This is a genomic window from Chitinimonas viridis (genome assembly GCF_030409555.1).
Lineage (GTDB): Bacteria > Pseudomonadota > Gammaproteobacteria > Burkholderiales > Chitinimonadaceae > Chitinimonas > Chitinimonas viridis.
The window spans coordinates 802,087-818,456 of record NZ_JAUFPU010000018.1 but is presented as its reverse complement, the minus strand read 5'-3'; the positions used below and the strand labels follow the sequence as shown (position 1 = coordinate 818,456).

Annotated in this window: 15 protein-coding genes; 5 read left to right on the top strand and 10 right to left on the bottom strand. The window is 63.8% G+C overall.

The genetic code is table 11. The features are described 5' to 3' along the window. Positions 1 to 264: 264 nt before the first annotated feature. From purE to QWZ03_RS16695, 5 genes are all read left to right on the top strand, one after another. A complete protein-coding gene (gene purE / locus QWZ03_RS16715) occupies positions 265 to 753 on the top strand; it encodes a 5-(carboxyamino)imidazole ribonucleotide mutase (protein WP_284195424.1) in 489 nt (162 codons plus the stop codon). Positions 754 to 755: 2 nt separating this feature from the next. After that, entirely contained in the window at positions 756 to 1,901 is a 1,146-nt protein-coding gene (locus QWZ03_RS16710) for a 5-(carboxyamino)imidazole ribonucleotide synthase (RefSeq protein WP_290333756.1), read from the top strand. Continuing rightward, entirely contained in the window at positions 1,898 to 2,563 is a 666-nt protein-coding gene (locus QWZ03_RS16705; RefSeq protein WP_290333755.1) for a DNA alkylation repair protein, read from the top strand. The genes QWZ03_RS16710 and QWZ03_RS16705 overlap by 4 nt, the downstream gene beginning before the upstream one ends. A 10-nt stretch (positions 2,564 to 2,573) precedes the next feature. Further along, positions 2,574 to 3,452, top strand: coding sequence for a phosphoribosylaminoimidazolesuccinocarboxamide synthase (locus QWZ03_RS16700; RefSeq protein ID WP_290333754.1), 879 nt, complete (start codon positions 2,574 to 2,576; stop codon positions 3,450 to 3,452). A gap of 340 nt (positions 3,453 to 3,792) precedes the next feature. Further along, complete coding sequence (locus QWZ03_RS16695; RefSeq protein ID WP_290333753.1) at positions 3,793 to 5,181, top strand: EAL and HDOD domain-containing protein; 1,389 nt, start codon at positions 3,793 to 3,795, stop codon at positions 5,179 to 5,181. A 64-nt stretch (positions 5,182 to 5,245) separates the two neighbouring features. Here QWZ03_RS16695 and QWZ03_RS16690 read toward each other — a convergent pair whose 3' ends face one another. The 10 genes from QWZ03_RS16690 to tolQ all read right to left on the bottom strand — a co-directional run bounded on the left by QWZ03_RS16690 (position 5,246) and on the right by tolQ (position 16,284). Further along, positions 5,246 to 8,617 (bottom strand): M66 family metalloprotease, encoded by a 3,372-nt coding sequence (locus tag QWZ03_RS16690; RefSeq protein WP_290333752.1) that lies wholly within the window; start codon positions 8,615 to 8,617, stop codon positions 5,246 to 5,248. Positions 8,618 to 9,031: 414 nt separating this feature from the next. Continuing rightward, the gene (gene pip / locus QWZ03_RS16685) at positions 9,032 to 9,997 is read right to left on the bottom strand and encodes a prolyl aminopeptidase (RefSeq protein ID WP_290333751.1); all 966 of its coding nucleotides are present in this window, start codon (positions 9,995 to 9,997) and stop codon (positions 9,032 to 9,034) included. Positions 9,998 to 10,245: 248 nt separating this feature from the next. Next, the gene (locus QWZ03_RS16680) at positions 10,246 to 11,007 is read right to left on the bottom strand and encodes a YbgF trimerization domain-containing protein (protein WP_290333750.1); all 762 of its coding nucleotides are present in this window, start codon (positions 11,005 to 11,007) and stop codon (positions 10,246 to 10,248) included. Between the two features lie 83 nt (positions 11,008 to 11,090). Beyond that, positions 11,091 to 11,621, bottom strand: coding sequence for a peptidoglycan-associated lipoprotein Pal (gene pal / locus QWZ03_RS16675; RefSeq protein WP_284195412.1), 531 nt, complete (start codon positions 11,619 to 11,621; stop codon positions 11,091 to 11,093). Positions 11,622 to 11,667: 46 nt separating this feature from the next. Then, positions 11,668 to 12,981: a Tol-Pal system beta propeller repeat protein TolB gene (gene tolB, locus QWZ03_RS16670; protein ID WP_284195411.1), complete on the bottom strand. Its 1,314-nt coding sequence runs from the start codon at positions 12,979 to 12,981 to the stop codon at positions 11,668 to 11,670. Next, positions 12,968 to 13,474 (bottom strand): energy transducer TonB, encoded by a 507-nt coding sequence (locus QWZ03_RS16665; protein ID WP_290333748.1) that lies wholly within the window; start codon positions 13,472 to 13,474, stop codon positions 12,968 to 12,970. Before QWZ03_RS16665 ends, tolB begins: the two co-directional genes overlap by 14 nt. 8 nt (positions 13,475 to 13,482) lie before the next feature. Then, positions 13,483 to 14,253, bottom strand: a complete 771-nt coding sequence (locus QWZ03_RS16660) for an energy transducer TonB (RefSeq protein ID WP_290333747.1) — start codon at positions 14,251 to 14,253, stop codon at positions 13,483 to 13,485. Then, positions 14,250 to 14,657, bottom strand: coding sequence for a protein TolR (gene tolR, locus QWZ03_RS16655; protein WP_284195408.1), 408 nt, complete (start codon positions 14,655 to 14,657; stop codon positions 14,250 to 14,252). The genes QWZ03_RS16660 and tolR overlap by 4 nt, the downstream gene beginning before the upstream one ends. A 59-nt stretch (positions 14,658 to 14,716) precedes the next feature. Then, positions 14,717 to 15,601, bottom strand: a complete 885-nt coding sequence (locus QWZ03_RS16650; RefSeq protein WP_290333746.1) for a TraB/GumN family protein — start codon at positions 15,599 to 15,601, stop codon at positions 14,717 to 14,719. After that, the gene (gene tolQ / locus QWZ03_RS16645) at positions 15,598 to 16,284 is read right to left on the bottom strand and encodes a protein TolQ (RefSeq protein ID WP_284195406.1); all 687 of its coding nucleotides are present in this window, start codon (positions 16,282 to 16,284) and stop codon (positions 15,598 to 15,600) included. Before tolQ ends, QWZ03_RS16650 begins: the two co-directional genes overlap by 4 nt. Positions 16,285 to 16,370 lie beyond the last annotated feature (86 nt).

Genomic DNA, 16,370 nt, shown 5'->3' with positions numbered 1-16,370 from the left:
TCTATGGGTATGCCCGCAACGGCCGCTGGCCGCTACCCTCCAGGCTGATTAGCGGCCCCAAAGGCGGCGGTGACCGCATCAGCCCCGCCCAGCTTGTCACCCCGCGCGTGCATGCCGGACAAAGAGGCCCTACTATGCCCCCGGCGGCAGTACACCATGGCGAATACGGCCTATATTCCAAGCGCTACTTTTCATGTTGCATCAAGGTTTTGGCGGCCAGCCGAATTTCTGTAAAATCCACTTTTTGAAACAGGGGATTATCCGATGATCCAAGTCGGCCTCGTGATGGGTAGCAATTCTGACTGGGAAGTCATGCAACATGCTGCCCGCCAGCTCAAAGCCTTCGGCATTGCCTTCGAGGCACGGGTGGTCTCCGCCCACCGTACGCCGGATCTGCTCTATGAATACGCAGAGGCGGCCGAGGCGCGTGGCCTGAAGGCCATCATTGCCGGTGCCGGCGGCGCAGCCCACCTGCCTGGCATGCTGGCGGCCAAGACCACCGTCCCGGTACTGGGTGTCCCTGTCCCCAGCAAATACCTGCGTGGCGAAGATTCGCTGCTGTCCATCGTGCAGATGCCCAAGGGCATACCCGTGGCCACCTTTGCCATAGGCGAAGCCGGTGCGGCCAATGCCGGCCTGTTTGCCGTGGCCCTGCTGGCCAACGAGTTGCCTGAGCTGCGCGCCGCCCTCAATACCTTCCGCGAAACGCAGAAGAATGCGGTGCTGGCCATGAGCCTGCCCGAGGTCGAGTAAGCATGGCCAGCCACAAGCCGATACTGCCGCCCGCCATGCTGGGCATACTGGGCGGCGGCCAACTGGGCCGCATGTTTACCGTGGCAGCCAAGACCATGGGCTACCGGGTAACCGTGCTGGATCCCGATGGCAATGCCCCGGCAGCCGAGTTTGCCGATGTGCATCTGCGCGCCGCCTATAACGACCACGCTGCCCTCAAGGAGCTGGCTGAGACCTGCGCTGCCATCACCACCGAATTCGAGAACGTCAACGCCGATTCCATGCGCTGGCTGGCCCAGCATGTGCCGGTCAGCCCCTCGGGCGATTGCCTGGCCATCGCCCAGGACCGCATCCAGGAAAAAGCCTGGATACGCAAGGCTGGCCTTGCGACCGCGCCCTATCTGGCGCTGGAGACCGTGGAAGACCTCAACCACGACCTGGCACCCTACCTGCCCGGCATACTCAAGACCGCCCGGCTGGGCTACGATGGCAAGGGCCAGGTCCGGGTCGCGACTGCCGTGGAAGCCCGTGCGGCCTATGCCGACCTGGGTGGGCAGCCCTGCGTGCTGGAGAAAATGCTGCCGCTGGCCTGCGAAGTCTCGGCCATCGTCACCCGCAGCAATCCGCACGAGGTGGCCGTCTTCCCGGTGGCCGAGAATCGCCACGCCAAGGGCATACTCGATGTCAGCATCGTGCCTGCCCAGGTGGATGCTGCACTGGCCGCCCAGGCCCAACAGATGGCCCGGCAACTGGCCGAGGCCCTGGATTACATCGGCGTGCTGGCGGTGGAGTTCTTTGTGCTCGACGGTGGCGAACTGGTCATCAACGAAATCGCCCCCCGGCCGCATAATTCCGGCCACTACACCATCGATGCCTGCGTCACCAGCCAGTACGAGCAGCAAGTGCGCGCCATGTGCGGCCTGCACCCGGGCCGCACCGACCTGCTGTCGCCGGTGGTGATGGTCAATCTGCTGGGCGATGTGTGGCAGGACGATGGCGGCGAGCCCAACTGGGCCGTGCTGATGCAGGCGCCCAATGCCCACCTGCACCTCTACGGCAAGCGTGAGGCCCGCCCTGGCCGCAAGATGGGCCACTACTGCGTGCTGGCCGACACCGCCGCTGGAGCGTTGGAACAGGCCGAGGCGCTCAAGGACACCCTGGGCACATGAACACCGGGCTGGCAGCGCTGCGCAGTGCACTGGCAGCCAGCGCCCAGCCCGAGCGCGCACCCGCCATGCGCGCCTATATGCGCGAGCAGTTCGATTTCCTGGGCGTCCCCACACCTGCGCGGCGCAAGGCCAGTGCCAGCTTTATCCGCGAGGCGGCCGAGCTGGATGCCACCGCCTTGCTGGCATTGGCGCAGGCCTTGTGGGATCAGCCCGAGCGAGAATTCCAGTATGTAGCGGTAGACCTGCTCGACAAGCACGGCAAGCAGCTGGATGCCGACAGCCTGCCGGCACTGGAAGCCCTGGCCAGCAGTAAGCCCTGGTGGGATACGGTGGATGGCCTGGCGTCCTGGGTTGTCGGCGGGCTGGTACACCGCCATCGCAAGCTGCAGGCCCGCATGGATCAACTGGCCGGCGTGCCTGACCACTGGCTGCGGCGGGTGGCCATCCTGCACCAACTGGGCTGGAAGCAGGATACCGACAGCCGCCGGCTGTTCCATTACTGCGCGGCCAACGCGGCCGATACCGAGTTCTTCATCCGCAAGGCCATAGGCTGGGCGCTGCGCGAATATGCCTATACCGATGCAGACGCAGTACGTGTCTTCGTCACCAACACCCCGCTCTCGCCCCTGTCGCGGCGGGAAGCACTGAAACATCTGACCTAGGAGCGCCAGCATGGACGGCCTGACCCAAACCAATCTCAAGAGCCTGAAGAAGATCTACAGCGGCAAGGTGCGCGATCTGTACGAGATCGACGAGCAGCGCATGCTGATGATCGCCACCGATCGCCTGTCGGCCTTCGATGTCATCCTCAACGAGCCCATCCCGGCCAAGGGCAAGATACTGACCGCCATCTCCAACTTCTGGTTCGACAAGCTCAAGCACCTGGTGCCCAGCCACTTCACCGGCGACAAGCCGGAGGACATGGTCAGCGCCGAGGACCTGCCGCAGGTCGAAGGCCGCGCCGTGGTATGCAAGCGCCTCAAACCCGTGCCGGTGGAAGCCGTGGTGCGCGGCTATATCGTCGGTGGCGGCTGGAAGGATTACAAGGCCACGGGCAAGGTCAGCGGTATCACCCTGCCCGCCGGGCTGGTCGAGGCCCAGAAGCTGCCCGAGCCCATCTTCACCCCTTCCACCAAGGCGGCCGTGGGCGACCATGACGAGCCCATCTCCTTCGAGCAGATGAGCGAGCTGGTGGGCGCCGAGCTGGCCGCCCAGGTGCGTGATACCGCCATCAAGCTCTACCTGGCTGCCAGTGAGTATGCTGCCACCCGTGGCATCATCATCGCCGACACCAAGTTCGAGTTCGGCCTGGATGCCGACGGCACATTAACCCTGATGGACGAGGCGCTGACACCGGATTCCAGCCGATTCTGGCCGGCCGACCAATACCAGCCCGGCAGCAACCCACCCAGCTACGACAAGCAGTTCGTGCGCGACTGGCTGGAAACCACCGGGTGGAACAAGACCCCGCCTGCGCCCGCCCTGCCGGTCGAAGTAGGCGAGAAAACCGCGGCCAAGTACCGCGAAGCGCTGGAAAAACTGACAGGCTGATCCCGCTCCGCCTCAGCAGTAAGAGCGGCTAACAAAACCCAGCGTAGCGGTTCTGGCTAGGCGTGCGTGCGATGGCAGTACTTGGGTACGGCAAGCTCGCACAACGACGCCAGAAGGGTTTTGTTAGCCGCTCTAAGTACCACCGCCTTGCCGACGGCCACCCAGTGGCCAAGGCAGGGCGTGCGCTGTCGTGGCTGGCGCCGCGGCACCCGTCCTTGCACTGGCCCATCGCCCCATAAAAAACAGCCACCTTGCACTGCAACACCTTGGGGGCGGCACATTTCTCGGTCTATCCTGATGAACGACAGGGTATGAATCCACACGAAATGGCAGGCTACATATGGTCTTCGGGCTGATCAAAAAGCTGTTCGGTGGCGAGGAAACGCCTCCCCCGCCTACTCCCGCCGCCCAGGCTGCACGTACTTCGCCCAACACCGTCACACCGGCCACCAGTGCCTTGGGCGCGGCACCGGGGCAGGCTGGTTTCGTGGCAGGTGTTCCTACCGAGACTATGCTGCAGCGGGAAATCGTGCTGGATCGCGAACTCAAGGTGGTAGGTTATGACTTCCGCCTGCGCGACAGTGTGCTCAAGCGCAAGGACAAGATGGCGCACTCGGTCTGGAAGCTGTACGACGAGGTGCTGCTGCGCAATTTCCTGGCCGAGGAATCCACCAAGCCCTTCGGTGCCAAGCGCATCTTCCTGGAAGTCTCGGTCTGGGCGCTGGACAGCCCCCTGCTGGCCAAGCTGCCCAAGGGCCGCTTCGTGCTCATGCTGCACTACAATGCCGAGTTCTTTCAGGATGCGCTCGAACATATCGAGATGCTGCAGGCTCTCAAGGACCATGGCTTCCAGCTGGGCTTCGACAATTTCCCCCTGGATGCGGCTCTGATCCCCCTGTTCCAGATGGCCGATTACCACAAGCTGTCGGTGTCCGATAAGGACGTCACCGAGCTGTCCAAGATCATTTCGGCCACAGCCAATGCCGCGCCGGACGCCGAGTTGCTGGTGGGCGACATTCATTTCTTCGAGGAACTGCAGGTCTGCCGCCAGTTGCAGGTGCACTATCTGCAAGGCAGCTACCTGCGCCGCAAGGAGCTATCCGAGGCTGATGCCGTGGATGCCAGCTATCTGCGGCTGCTTGAGGTGCTGAACCTGGTACGCGCCGAGGCAGAGCCACCGGTGATCGCCAACGCCATGAAGTACGACCCCATGCTCAGCTTCAAGCTGCTGCGCTATGTCAACTCGCCCGGCGCCGGCCTGCTGGCCAAGGTGGAGACACTGGACCGCGCCATGATCGTGCTGGGCCACAAGCAGCTCTACCGCTGGCTGACCCTGCTGCTGTTCAGCCATGAGCGGCAGGAAGGCGACCACAGCCTGCTACTGGAAACCGCCCTGCTACGGGGCCGCATCATGGAAACCCTGGGCGCCAAGCAGTTCAAGCGCGAGGAACTGGACCAGCTGTTCACCACCGGCATGTTCTCCATGCTCGATGCACTGCTGCGCCAGCCCATGGAAAAGATCGTGGAGAAGCTGAACCTGCCCGACCAGATCAACCAGGCCCTGCTCACCCAGGAAGGCCGCTTCGGCCCCTTGCTGGCGCTGGCACTGGCCTGCGAAGACGGCGACCTGCCGGAAGACCCCAAGCTGTTCGCTGCTGCCGGCGTCAGCAAATCCGAAGCCAACCGGGCACAGATAGAGGCCTTGCTGTGGGTGGAGGAAGTGGTCTAGACCGTATCGCCAATAGACTGCCTACAAGACGGCCCCTGCAGGGCCGTCTTGCTTTTGGCCGTGCTCAATCCATGCGCAAGCCATACAGGCGGGCAATCTGCTCGCTTGGTAGCAGCACCACCGCCGCGCTGGCGCTGACGGGCAGGGCGCTGAACAGTTGGTTGCTGCCGCTGTGCTGAGAGTACAACACCAGATGGTTGGGGCCGGTAGCCAGATCCAGCACCCGCCCAGTGTTGGGGCCGTACTGGATATGGCCGTCTGCCTGCTGTCGCCAGATTTGGCCGGTAGCCGCCAGGCTGCATGGCGCCATGGTCACGGCCTTGGCCCAGCTGCCGTCGCTGCTCAGGCATAGCTCGGGCCGGGCACGGTTGTGGATGGCGCCACGGGCATCGCTGAACCATTGCTGCTCAGCCTCATTGCTGCAGCTGGCGGCGGGGACGGTGACAGGCAGCGGTGGATAGGCTGCAGTGTCGAGCTTGAGACATTTGCCGCCGTACACCGTCAGCCGTCCACCCTGGGGCAGCAGACGTTCGCTGCCTTCGGCCAGGCCGGTGCGGCGTAGCAGCTCGGCCAGCTGGCGCTTGTGGTCCTGGCTGCCTTGGTCCAGTTCGGTACGATAGCGATTGAGGAAGGCATCGATTTCCTGGGCTGCAGCCCGCTGGGCGGCAATGCGCTCGGCCACTTTGCCGGCATTGGCGCCCAGGCCCTGCAACTGGTTGCCCCAGCCGGCCAGCTTGGTGGCGGCTTCTGCGGGCAACAAGGGGACAGCTTGTCCTGCCAGCGCCTGCAGTTGGCCATCCAGCTCGGCCATCTCCTGCTTGCGCAGCACTTCATAGCCGGCCTCCTGCCCCACGATCGCCGGGGCGGGCATGGCGGGCAGGCCGGTAGGAATGGACTGACGGAACAGCACGGTATCCTGGCCGGCCTGGCGGCAGGTGAGCCTGGCATCGGTCGGGGCGGCGGCTTCCTCCAGATTGATCTGGAACTGTTTGACACCATCGCTGGGGTCGAGATTGACCCGCTGCAGCTTGCCATCACGGTAGCTGATGGCCATCCAGCATTGGCGCGACGCGGCATTCAGATCCGGCTCCGGCAGCTTGAAGACGTTGCCGTAGTTGCTGCGGAAAGCCGGATAGATGAGGTTTTGCGCGGCATTGGCCGGGTTGTAGCCGCCCAGCAGGGTAAACACCGGTACGCCCACCTTGCTGGGTGCCAGGTAGTTGAATGCCGGGTTGGCCTGGCGGGTATCGATGTACTTGCCCAGTGCTACGCTCCAGCTCTTGTAGCCGCTGGGGTAGCTAGCATCGGGCACCGGGCGGGCGACATGGCTGGGGTAGCGATAGCGTTCCAGCGTCAGGTGATCCTGTATGCGCAGGGCGCTATAACCGGTGTGATGAGTGTAGCGGGACAACGCGCTCACCACTTCGCCACCCGCCATGGCGTCGCGGTTGTAGAGGTAGAGGCCGGCGAAGCTCTGGCCGAAGGGTTTGCCATTGATGTCGGATTTGCCATCGCCATAAGCCCAGCCCCAGTGCAGGTTGGCGCGCATGCGGTCACGATAGGCGATATAGCCCCAGCCGCTTTCGCTATGGTGGGAGGCGTGCATCAGCTTCTGGTCGGTGACCGGGTCGGAGAAATCGGCCCCTGGGTAGTGGCCCAGCTCATAGGAGTGCCCCAGCTCATGGCTCAGCTCATTGCCCCAGGAGCTGTAGAGGGTGGCCATGCCATTGCCGCCGCTCAGGCCGTGGCCTTGCACGCCGTTGGCGTACAGGCCCTGGGCATGGTGCAGGGTGCGGCGGTTATACACATGCGGGTTGGATTGATTCATGCGGGCGCTGGCTATGCCGAAGTTCGCCAGATTGATACCGGTGCTGACCTGGGCCTTGGCCACGTTCTCGCGCATGTCTCCGTCGTAGGTACCGCCCTGGTCCTTGCTGGCCGTGGTATAGATTTCCCCGCTCGCCACCATGACCTTGTCTAGCTTCATGGTCTCGTAGTGGGCCAGCGTCAGGCGAGCCAGCGGCACGGTCTGAAAATAGTCGGCTGCCGCCTTGGCCGGTTGCGTCAGCATGTAATGGTCGTCGCTGACCGGGGCATCGGTCAGCATGCCCAGGCGCAGGTTGTGTATCACCATCTCGGCCGGTGCTGCCATCTCGATCTGGTCGGCCGCCAGGGTGCCGCTGCGTCCCTGCTCATCCTCGAACTGCAGCGCCATGCCGGGCTGCACCAGCTCCCAGGGCAGGGTCACTGTCCAGGCCCGGCGCGAGTACAGCACGTCCTCCCGTCCTGAATTGTCGGCATAGTCCGAACGCGGTATCAGGTTAGGGTGCTTGAGGGCGTAACTGCCTTTGTCCTGGCCGTTGATTGTCACCCTGACCTTGAGCGACTTGACCTCGCTGGCCGGGCTGACCAGCAGCAGGGCCGCCCGCTGGGCTACCAGCGTAGGCAGATTCAGCGCACGATTGCCCTGGGGCTGTATGGTGTGGCTCTGGCCAAACTGCACCATGGCAGTGAGGCTCCCTTTGAGATCATTGCGCAGGCTGCGCGGTTTACCGCCAGCATCGACATCATGTGCCCCCAGCCTGGGGGTGCTGAGAAAGCTGGCCGGATTGGGCTCACCGCTACCCGTGCCCCCGCCGTTCCCTCCGCCGGTGCCGCCTCCCGTGCCGCCACCATCCCCGTCTCCGCCGCCTTCACCCCCGCCAGGCTGGGGCTCGGTCAGTTCGGTGCTGGCGTGCAGGGTCCAGCCCTCGCGGTCGGGTGCAAACAGGGCGCGCACCAGCTTGCCGTCCAGCCGCATAGCCGGCACCACCAGATTGCCGTCGGCCACCGAATAGAGCGCCGGGCGGCTGGTGGTTGTGGCCTCGCCATGATCGAGCAGGCGCAGCTTGAGCACGCCGCTCTCGCTGCTGGCCGCAAACACGCCACGTAGTCGCCGCACCGCGCCTTTTTCGCCCAGCGTGGTCACCACATCGGGCAGCAACAGCTTGCCATCCTGAATGGCGATCTCGGCCGGGTTCGGCACCAAGGGCCCGGCCTTGGCGTTGGACAGTACAAATTCTATTGGCTCCACCCCAGCCAGCAGCGCCAGCTCGGCCTCCATCACCTGCAAGCCACTGCCCAGGTCCACCGACAGCGCCGGTATCAGCAACCTGCCATCATGCAGATTGAGCACTGCCATGCCGGGGCGGTCGGTGGTCAGGTTGCCCTGCTCCAGCCTGAACCGCATGGGGTCGCTCCCTGGCACCAGTGTCAGCAAGGCATCGTACTGATCCACCCAGCTGCCGGCGCTGACGTTCACCGCCGGCAGGCAGAGCCGGCCGCTCTTGGCATACATCGGTGTCTGGCACTCGAAAGCCATGGCGGGCGCCTGAAATGCGGTGGCAATCAGGGATGCCAGCAGCGCGCGGCGGATAGGGCGTTGCAGGTAAGTCATGGGTGTCCTCATCGACGCTGGCGAGCCGCGATGACAGGTCATCATCGGTACCCAGCCACAGCGGGAGGATGCAGCTAGTCAATTAGCATGCCAGCACAACGCAAACCGTGAAAATGCACAAAGCAAGGACATCTTCTTGCTCGCATATATCCTACCCATTTGACATATGCCGGCACTAGCTGCCGTGTTTCGTCAGGTAGCTGCCTTCCTGGCGGGCTGCCAAAAGCCTCTCGCCTCGCCCCTGCGACAGGACAAGATGAGAGGCTTGGGATAATGCACCTGCGGTGCAAGGTAAGGCTTACTTCAAGCAATCGCCGTGTACTTGCTGCCCAGCAGTAGCTGCAGCGATGAAGATGGTCGGGCAAGCCTAAGGCCTTTAGCTCACGGCCTGGCGAAGTGAGCCGGCCCCGGCCATCAAACGCTGGTCGCCATCCGGGTCTTCATCGCTTCGCAGGCAGTGACCAGGCCACGGGTGATGCCCGGCTCCCAGGCCGAATGGCCGGCATCCTGCACAATGGTCAGTTCCGAGCCCGGCCAGGCCTGGTGCAGCTCCCAGGCCGAGACTGGCGGGCACAGCACGTCGTAGCGCCCTTGCACGGTAATCATGGGCAGATGCTGGATGCGGCCTACCTGAGCTAGCAGGTCGTTTTCGGGCAGGAAGATGCGGTTGACGAAGTAGTGCGCCTCGATGCGGCCCACCCCAAGGGCGACCGTGTCGCTGCCGTAGTTGGCCTGCACCGCCGGATCAGGGAACAGGGTGGCGCATTCACCCTCATAGACGCTCCAGATGCGGGCGGCGGGCATATGCACACTGTGCGCGGGGTCGTTGAGGCGGCGGTGGTAGTTGCCCAGCAGGTCGCCGCGCTCGTCATTTGGCAGATAGCTTGCGAAGCGGTCCCAGGCCTCGGGGAAGAACTGCCGCATGCCGCGCATGAACCAGTCTATCTCCCATGGCCGGCACAGAAACACGCCGCGCAGCACAAAGCCCAGGCAACGCTCGGGATGGGCCTCGCCATAGGCCAGCGCCAGGGTGGAGCCCCAGGAACCGCCGAATACCAGCCAGCGCTCCACCCCCAGGGTGGTGCGCAGCTGCTCGATATCGGCAATCAGGTGCTGGGTAGTGTTGTCCTGCAGCTCGCCCAGCGGCGTGGAGCGGCCGGCACCTCGCTGGTCGAAGATGACGATGCGGTAGTAGGCCGGATCAAAGAACTGCCTATGCTTGGCCCCTGCGCCAGCACCAGGCCCGCCGTGCAGGAACAGCACCGGCACCCCGTCGGGGTTCCCTGATTCTTCCCAATACATGGTGTGTCGTGCATCCAGCGGCAGCATGCCATGGCGATGGGGTTCGATGGCCGGGTACAGCTCGGTACGTGCAGTCATGGCAAACAGTCCTTAGGCGCCTGTTATGAACTTAAAAATTGAACAGCGGAAGCTAATTCAAAATGATGGCGAGCGCCAGCGAGGCGCCCGCCACGCTGCGTGCAAGGTGGGCTTCCGTCGCAGCGGTGGGGGTTCAATCAGGGGGCGCCTACAGATTCCGGCTGAGCTGACGCCCGGCACCAGGGTTGCCCTGGCGCCCATGCATTCCGTCACCTTGCACCATGGCAGGCGCTTACTTGAGCAGGCTCTTACAGTTTCTTGAGCTGCTTTTCTGCTTCCTTGGCCGCTTCGGTGCCAGGGTAGCTGGCGGTCAGTTCTTTCAGCGTACGGGCAGCGCCCTTCTTGTCGCCTTTTTCCAGTTGCACGCTGGCGATGGCCCGCAGTGCATCGGGTGACTTGGCATGCTCCGGGTAGGCATCGACCAGCTTGCGCCAGCTGAGCTGGGCCGCCGCTATGCTGCCGGCCTGTGCCTGGGCCATGCCTAGCCAGAACAGGGCATTGGGTGCGACTTGGCTGGTGGCGTATTTGCTGCTGATACTGCCCAGGGCCTCGATGGCAGGCTTGAGCTTGCCTTCGCGGTACTGGTTGTAGGCCGCCTCATAGGCGCTGGCCGCCTCGGCTTCCAGCGCGGCATTCTGCGCTTCGGCACTCGCTGTCAGCGGCTTGGTCTTGCCTTCCTCGATATTGCGCAAGCGGGTATCGAGGTCGACGTATAGGTCCTGCTGGCGCTTCTGCAGACCTTGCAGATTAAAGGTGATCACCTCCAGCTGGCCGCGCAGCTGGGCTATCTGCTGGCTCAGCTCGCTCAACTGGCCGGTAATCTCAACCAGCTTCTGGCTGCTGCGGCTGTCGAGCTGGTCTACCCGCTCATTCACTGCCGTCAGCTTGGCCTCAGCCTGGTTGCGCACTTCGGCAATCTGCTTGCGGGCTTCGTCGTCATCGAACAGCCCGGCCTGGGCCGGTAGGGCCAGGGCCGACAGCAGGGCTAGGGAAAGAAGCCGCATCTGCATCGTTGTCATCCTGTCATGCAAAACCCCGTGCGGACACGGGGTGGGGAAACAGACGGGGGCTGGCAGGCCAGCCCCCGGGGGGATTACTCGCCGTTGTAGACCATGTCGGCGCGACGGTTCTCAGCGTAGCTGGCCTCGTCCTTGTCGGTGGCGCGGGGCTTCTCTTCGCCATTGCTGGTGGCTTCGATCTGGCCGTCCTTGGCGCCGACCACGCTCAGGGCCTTGCGCACGGCTTCGGCACGCTTCTGGCCCAGGGCCAGGTTGTATTCACGGCTGCCGCGCTCGTCGGCATTGCCTTCCACCCGCACCGAGCGGCCGGGATTGGCGGCCAGGTAGCGGCCGTGGGCCTCGACCAGGGCTTGCTGGTCGGCACGGACATCATACTTGTCGTAATCGAAGTACACACCGCGCTTGGACAGCATGCTGGCCGGGTCATTCAGCGGATCCAGCTTGCTACCCTGGCTGGGCTGCACTGGCTGGGTGCTGGTATTGCTGTTGTTGGTGCTAGGCGTAGGCGTCGCATCCGGGGCCTTGTTCTCGACCGGTGCGGGGGTGGTGCTGGCACAGGCGGCAAGCAGGCCAACGAGCGTGAGGCTGGCGAGGGTTTTCTTCATGGCGATCTCCTGGCTGAAATATTTCATCATGTTGTGGTGATAGGGATTATGGGTTTGAGGATAGTCGAGTCACGGCAATTTGCCCGATGTAGGGCCCCCAGGCCGGCTCACGGGCATCGCCGTTGGCCGACAGGCGCTGGCGAGTCTGGCCGTCGCTGGACACCGTGCCCAACGTGCCTCGGTTGCCGGTCTCGCTGGCGTAAAGAATCAGCTTGCCATTGGGGGCAAAGCTCGGCGATTCGTCGTAGCTGCCCTGGCTGAGCGTAAGGCTCTGGCGCGAGGCCAGGTCCATGGAGGCGACCACAAAGCGGCCTTCATCGCGGCGGATATAGGTAAGCGATTTGCCATCGGGCGAGAAAGCCGGCGAGACGTTGTAGCTGCTGTCGAAGGTCAGGCGCTGTGGCTCGCCGCCGCCTACCGGCACGGTGTAGATCTGCGGGCTGCCTCCCCGGTCCGAGGTGAAGGCGATGGTGCGGCCATCTGGCGAGAAGGTGGGCTCGGTATCGATGGCGCTGCTCCGGGTCAGCCGGCGGGGCGAACCGCTGCCGCTGGCATCCACCAGATAGATCTGCGAAATACCGTCTATGGTCAGGGTCACCGCCAGGGTACCGCCATCGGGGGAGAAGGCCGGGGCGCTGTTGCTGCCCTTGAAGGCGGCGACCGGGCGGCGGGCGCCGCTCAGCAGATCCTGCACGAAGACGATGGCCTTCTTGCGCTCGAAGCTGACATAGGCCAGCTTGCTGCCGTCCATGGACCACACCGGCGACATGATGGGCTCGTTCGAGGCCATCACCGTCTGGGTATTGTGGCCATCGGCATCGGCCACCTGCAGCGAGTAGCGCTTGCCCTGCTTGAGCACATAGGCAATGCGAGTGGCAAACACGCCGCGCTCACCAGTCAGCGCTTCATAGATCTGGTCGGCCAGCTGGTGGGCCACGCCGCGCAGCTCGCTGGCCCGGGCCCGTACCTCAAAGCCGGCAATCGGCTTCTGGGTCACGGTATCGTGCAGCCGCAGCCGTATCACGGCGCTGCCGTCGGCAGCCAGTTGCACCGTGCCGCTACTCAGGGCATCGGCGCCACGGGCTTTCCAGTCGGCCAGTTCGGCCGCCACCGGCGACTCGACCGGCGGGGTGGTGCCGGTCTCTACCAGCTTGAAGCGGCCACTGCCGGCCAGGTCGGCGCGGATGATGGCGGTCAGCGGCTCCTTCAGCACGGCCTCGCCGGACAGGGTGCCGATGGCAACCGGGAACTGGCGTGTCCCGGTGCCGGTCACGTCTATGGTGATATCGGCCCGGCTGCTCAGGGCGCAACAGGCCAGCAGCAGGGTGGCAAGGTAGCGGAGTGGATTAGCGCAGGTCATTGAGTCGATATTTGATCTTGTGGGTCATGAACAGGGAAAACTCCAGCCCCTCGGGCAGGGGCGGGTAGCTGCCCGCTTTTTGTATGGCACGTTGCACCGCCTGGTCAAAAGCCTTGTTGCCACTGGAGCTGACGCGGCGTACGGCCTGGATGCGCATGTCGGGCTGCAGGGTGACTTCGAACAGGGCATCGGGGTTGCCAGTCTTGCCTTTGTAGACCATCTTGCTGCGTATCAGGCGACGTACTTTGTCCACATACTGCGCCAGCAGCTCATCGCGCGATGGTGTGGCCACCACTGGTGCCGGCGCTGGGCTGACCACAGGGGTGGGCGCCTCGACCGGCGGTGGGGCGCTGGGCTTGGCACAGCCCGCCAACCCTAGGGCCAGCAAGGTGGCTGCCAGTACGCCGCACCGGCTCAGGCGTGCGCGCCTGGGGTGGGGTAGGCAATGCGCTGCCGTAGTCGTGCTACTGGCGGAAAACGTAGGCAGGTTCATAACAGGGACTAGGCATCACGCAGACGGAATTTCAGCTTGTGTTTGCGCAGGCTGGAGAAATCGACCCCGGCCGGCAGGGTTGGGTACTGGCTGGTACGCAGAATGGCGCGTTTGGCCGCTTCATCGAAAGCCGCATTGCCACTGGATTTGCTCAGTTCGGCGCTCAGCACCGACATATCCGGCAGTAAGGTGACACTGAACTCGGCCTCCGGGTTCCCCGCCTGATCGTCGGGGTAGTTCATATTGCGGCGTATCAGATTACGTACGCGGGCGTAGTAGGCTTCCATGGCGCTGGCCTTGGCGCCGGCTTCGGCCGCCTGTTGGCGAGCAGCCAGGGCATTGAGCGAGACGCTGGCATCCACCGGTGGTTTGTCGAGCTTGCCGGCCAGTTCCTGCAGCACCTTGTTGGGTTTCTTCTCCGGCTTGGGCTCCACCTTCCTGGGCTCGACCACGGGTTTGGGCGGTTCGGGTTTGGGTTCAGGCTTGGGCTTTTCCGGTTTTTTCTGCGGTTTGGCAGGCTCCAGCTGTATGTCGGGCTTGGCCGGGGTGGGTTCCGGCTCGGGTTCGGGCGTCACCTCCCTAGGTTTGGGCTGTGGCTTGGTTTGCGGTTCTCGCACGGCTTCCTGCGCACCGGCCCACAGCTCCACCTCGACTGGTGCGGCAGGCTGGGTTTGCCATTGCACGCCAAAGTAGAGCAGAGCGGCGATCACGCCGTGCATGGTGACGGCGAGTACAAACGAGAGGGCGCGATGCTCTTCGCGCGGGTCCGATCTGCTCATCGTTCCGGCATGACCTCCAGGCCCACTCGCTCGACGCCGCTCTTCTTCAAGGCGTTCATCACCTTAATGATAGCGTCATATCGCACTTCTTTGTCACCTCTGATCAATACCGGTCGCGCCTGCGCCACGGTTCTGGCCTTCACCGCAGCGATCAGGTCGTCGGTGGTGGCCAGCTTGTCGGACTTGCCCGCATCTTCCAGCGTCATCAATTCATCACGGCTGACTTCCACCCGCAGAGGCTTGACGTCCAAGGCTCGGTCGGCTTTGTCCACCGAGGGCAGATTGACGACGCCAGGCTGCATCATGGGGGTGGCCACCATGAAGATGACCAGCAATACCAGCATCACGTCGATATAGGGCACGACGTTGATTTCAGCCTTGGCGCGGCGTTGTCGTCTGGCCATATGTACACCTTCTTCCTGACCAACTGCCCTGGCTGCTCATGCGCCGGGGCGGTGGTAGCTCAATATTGTTTGATACGGAAACCGCGGGTCTTCAACAGTTCCAGCACACTGTCGTCGCCGGCCAGGTGGCCGGCACCCACCACCACCAGCGGCGGGCGGGCGGCGGCCATGCTGGCAATCTTGTCGGCCATGGTGCGGTTGCGTTGACCCAGCAGCTTGTCGTTCAGGCGGCGACTCAGCGGGTCGTTGGGCATGGCGTCATCAATCACCCGGCGCAGGGCATTGGCGTCGCCACGCTGCCAGGCCGACATGGTGGCTTCCAGCATGGGCTTGAGCTGCTGCTTGTTGATGGGCTCCAGGGTGCTGAGCAGAAAATTCAGACTTTCTTCCTGCGTCAGGCTGTCGAACAGCTCGAACTGGGCCTTGACGGATTCCAGCTCCAGCACCTTCTTGCGATCGCTACGGGCGCGCTGCAGAAAGTGCATGTCTATGCCGTTCTGGGGCTGAAAGCCCAGGCGCTGCATCTCCAGCACACCCAGGGTCAGCGCCAGCAGCCAGGGCTTCATCCGGTCTGCCGCCACGCGTGGCAGGTTGACGCGGGCCAGGGCCTGGTTGAGCTGGCGGTTCTGCGCCGGGCTCAGCATGCTGCCCAGGCTTTGCTCGGCCGGCAGCATGGCCATGGCGGTCAGCGGCACGAATGCCACCGGGTCGCTGATATCGGCCTCCACCGCCAGGGTGTCGGCTTCCTTGTAGGCCGCCTCAATGGCAGCGGGCAGGGGGTAGAGATCGGCGCGGCCCAGGTGGATGGAGCCCAGCAGCCAGATACGCTGGCCATCGCGCTCCGCTTCCCACAGGAACACCTTGGCCTGTGCCGCCAGCGAAGTGGCCGCCAGTATCAGCAGCAGGGCCAGGCGCAGCAGGGTTTGCGGCAGTTGGTGCGTCATTTGGTGGCCTGCCGTTGCAGGATATTGCTGAACTCTTCGATAAAGCTGTCGAAGCGGTTGGCCAGGCGGTCTACATCATGCGAGAAGCGGTTGTAGGCCACCACGGCCGGAATGGCGGCAAACAGGCCAATGGCTGTGGCCACCAGCGCCTCGGCAATCCCTGGCGCCACGTGCGACAGGGTGGCCTGGCCCACGTTGGCCAAGCCCCGGAAGGCATTCATGATGCCCCAGACGGTACCCAGCAGGCCCACATAGGGGGAGATGGAGCCCACGGTGGCAAGGAAATTGGTGTGGGCGTCCAGCCTGTCCACCTCGCGCTGGCAGGCGGCCTTCATGGCGCGGCGGGTGCCTTCCATCAGGGCGCCCATATCGTGGCCGTTCTGCCGGCGCAGCTTGAGAAACTCGGCAAAGCCGGCCTCGAAGATCTTTTCCATGCCGGCGCTGTTGTTGTCGCGGCTGACCTGCTGGTACAGGGTGTTGAGATCCGAACCGCCCCAGAAGGAAGTCTCGAAGCTGTCGGTCTTGCTGGCGGCATTACGCAGGCCAAACCATTTGACGAAGATATGCCACCACGACAGCAGGGACATCAGCAGCAGTATCGCCATCACGATCTGCACCACTATGCTGGCGTTGCCTATCAGGCTGAAGATGGACAATTCATCGGTGGTGAGGGTGGCTTCCAAGCTCGGGTTCCTTCTTTACGGGACGATCAGCGGCGTGCGAGCCGCGGAGTATGCTAATGGTTAACTGAGCGCAAGCTGAACGGCAG

Coding starts and splice junctions, on each gene's coding strand:
- QWZ03_RS16660 (WP_290333747.1), bottom strand. CDS start 14,253: ATGAGCAGATCGGACCCGCGCGAAGAGCATCGCGCCCTCTCGTTTGTA.
- QWZ03_RS16665 (WP_290333748.1), bottom strand. CDS start 13,474: ATGAACCTGCCTACGTTTTCCGCCAGTAGCACGACTACGGCAGCGCAT.
- tolB (WP_284195411.1), bottom strand. CDS start 12,981: ATGACCTGCGCTAATCCACTCCGCTACCTTGCCACCCTGCTGCTGGCC.
- QWZ03_RS16710 (WP_290333756.1), top strand. CDS start 756: ATGGCCAGCCACAAGCCGATACTGCCGCCCGCCATGCTGGGCATACTG.
- purE (WP_284195424.1), top strand. CDS start 265: ATGATCCAAGTCGGCCTCGTGATGGGTAGCAATTCTGACTGGGAAGTC.
- QWZ03_RS16700 (WP_290333754.1), top strand. CDS start 2,574: ATGGACGGCCTGACCCAAACCAATCTCAAGAGCCTGAAGAAGATCTAC.
- QWZ03_RS16705 (WP_290333755.1), top strand. CDS start 1,898: ATGAACACCGGGCTGGCAGCGCTGCGCAGTGCACTGGCAGCCAGCGCC.
- pip (WP_290333751.1), bottom strand. CDS start 9,997: ATGACTGCACGTACCGAGCTGTACCCGGCCATCGAACCCCATCGCCAT.
- QWZ03_RS16650 (WP_290333746.1), bottom strand. CDS start 15,601: ATGACGCACCAACTGCCGCAAACCCTGCTGCGCCTGGCCCTGCTGCTG.
- QWZ03_RS16690 (WP_290333752.1), bottom strand. CDS start 8,617: ATGACTTACCTGCAACGCCCTATCCGCCGCGCGCTGCTGGCATCCCTG.
- QWZ03_RS16695 (WP_290333753.1), top strand. CDS start 3,793: ATGGTCTTCGGGCTGATCAAAAAGCTGTTCGGTGGCGAGGAAACGCCT.
- pal (WP_284195412.1), bottom strand. CDS start 11,621: ATGAAGAAAACCCTCGCCAGCCTCACGCTCGTTGGCCTGCTTGCCGCC.
- QWZ03_RS16680 (WP_290333750.1), bottom strand. CDS start 11,007: ATGCAGATGCGGCTTCTTTCCCTAGCCCTGCTGTCGGCCCTGGCCCTA.
- tolR (WP_284195408.1), bottom strand. CDS start 14,657: ATGGCCAGACGACAACGCCGCGCCAAGGCTGAAATCAACGTCGTGCCC.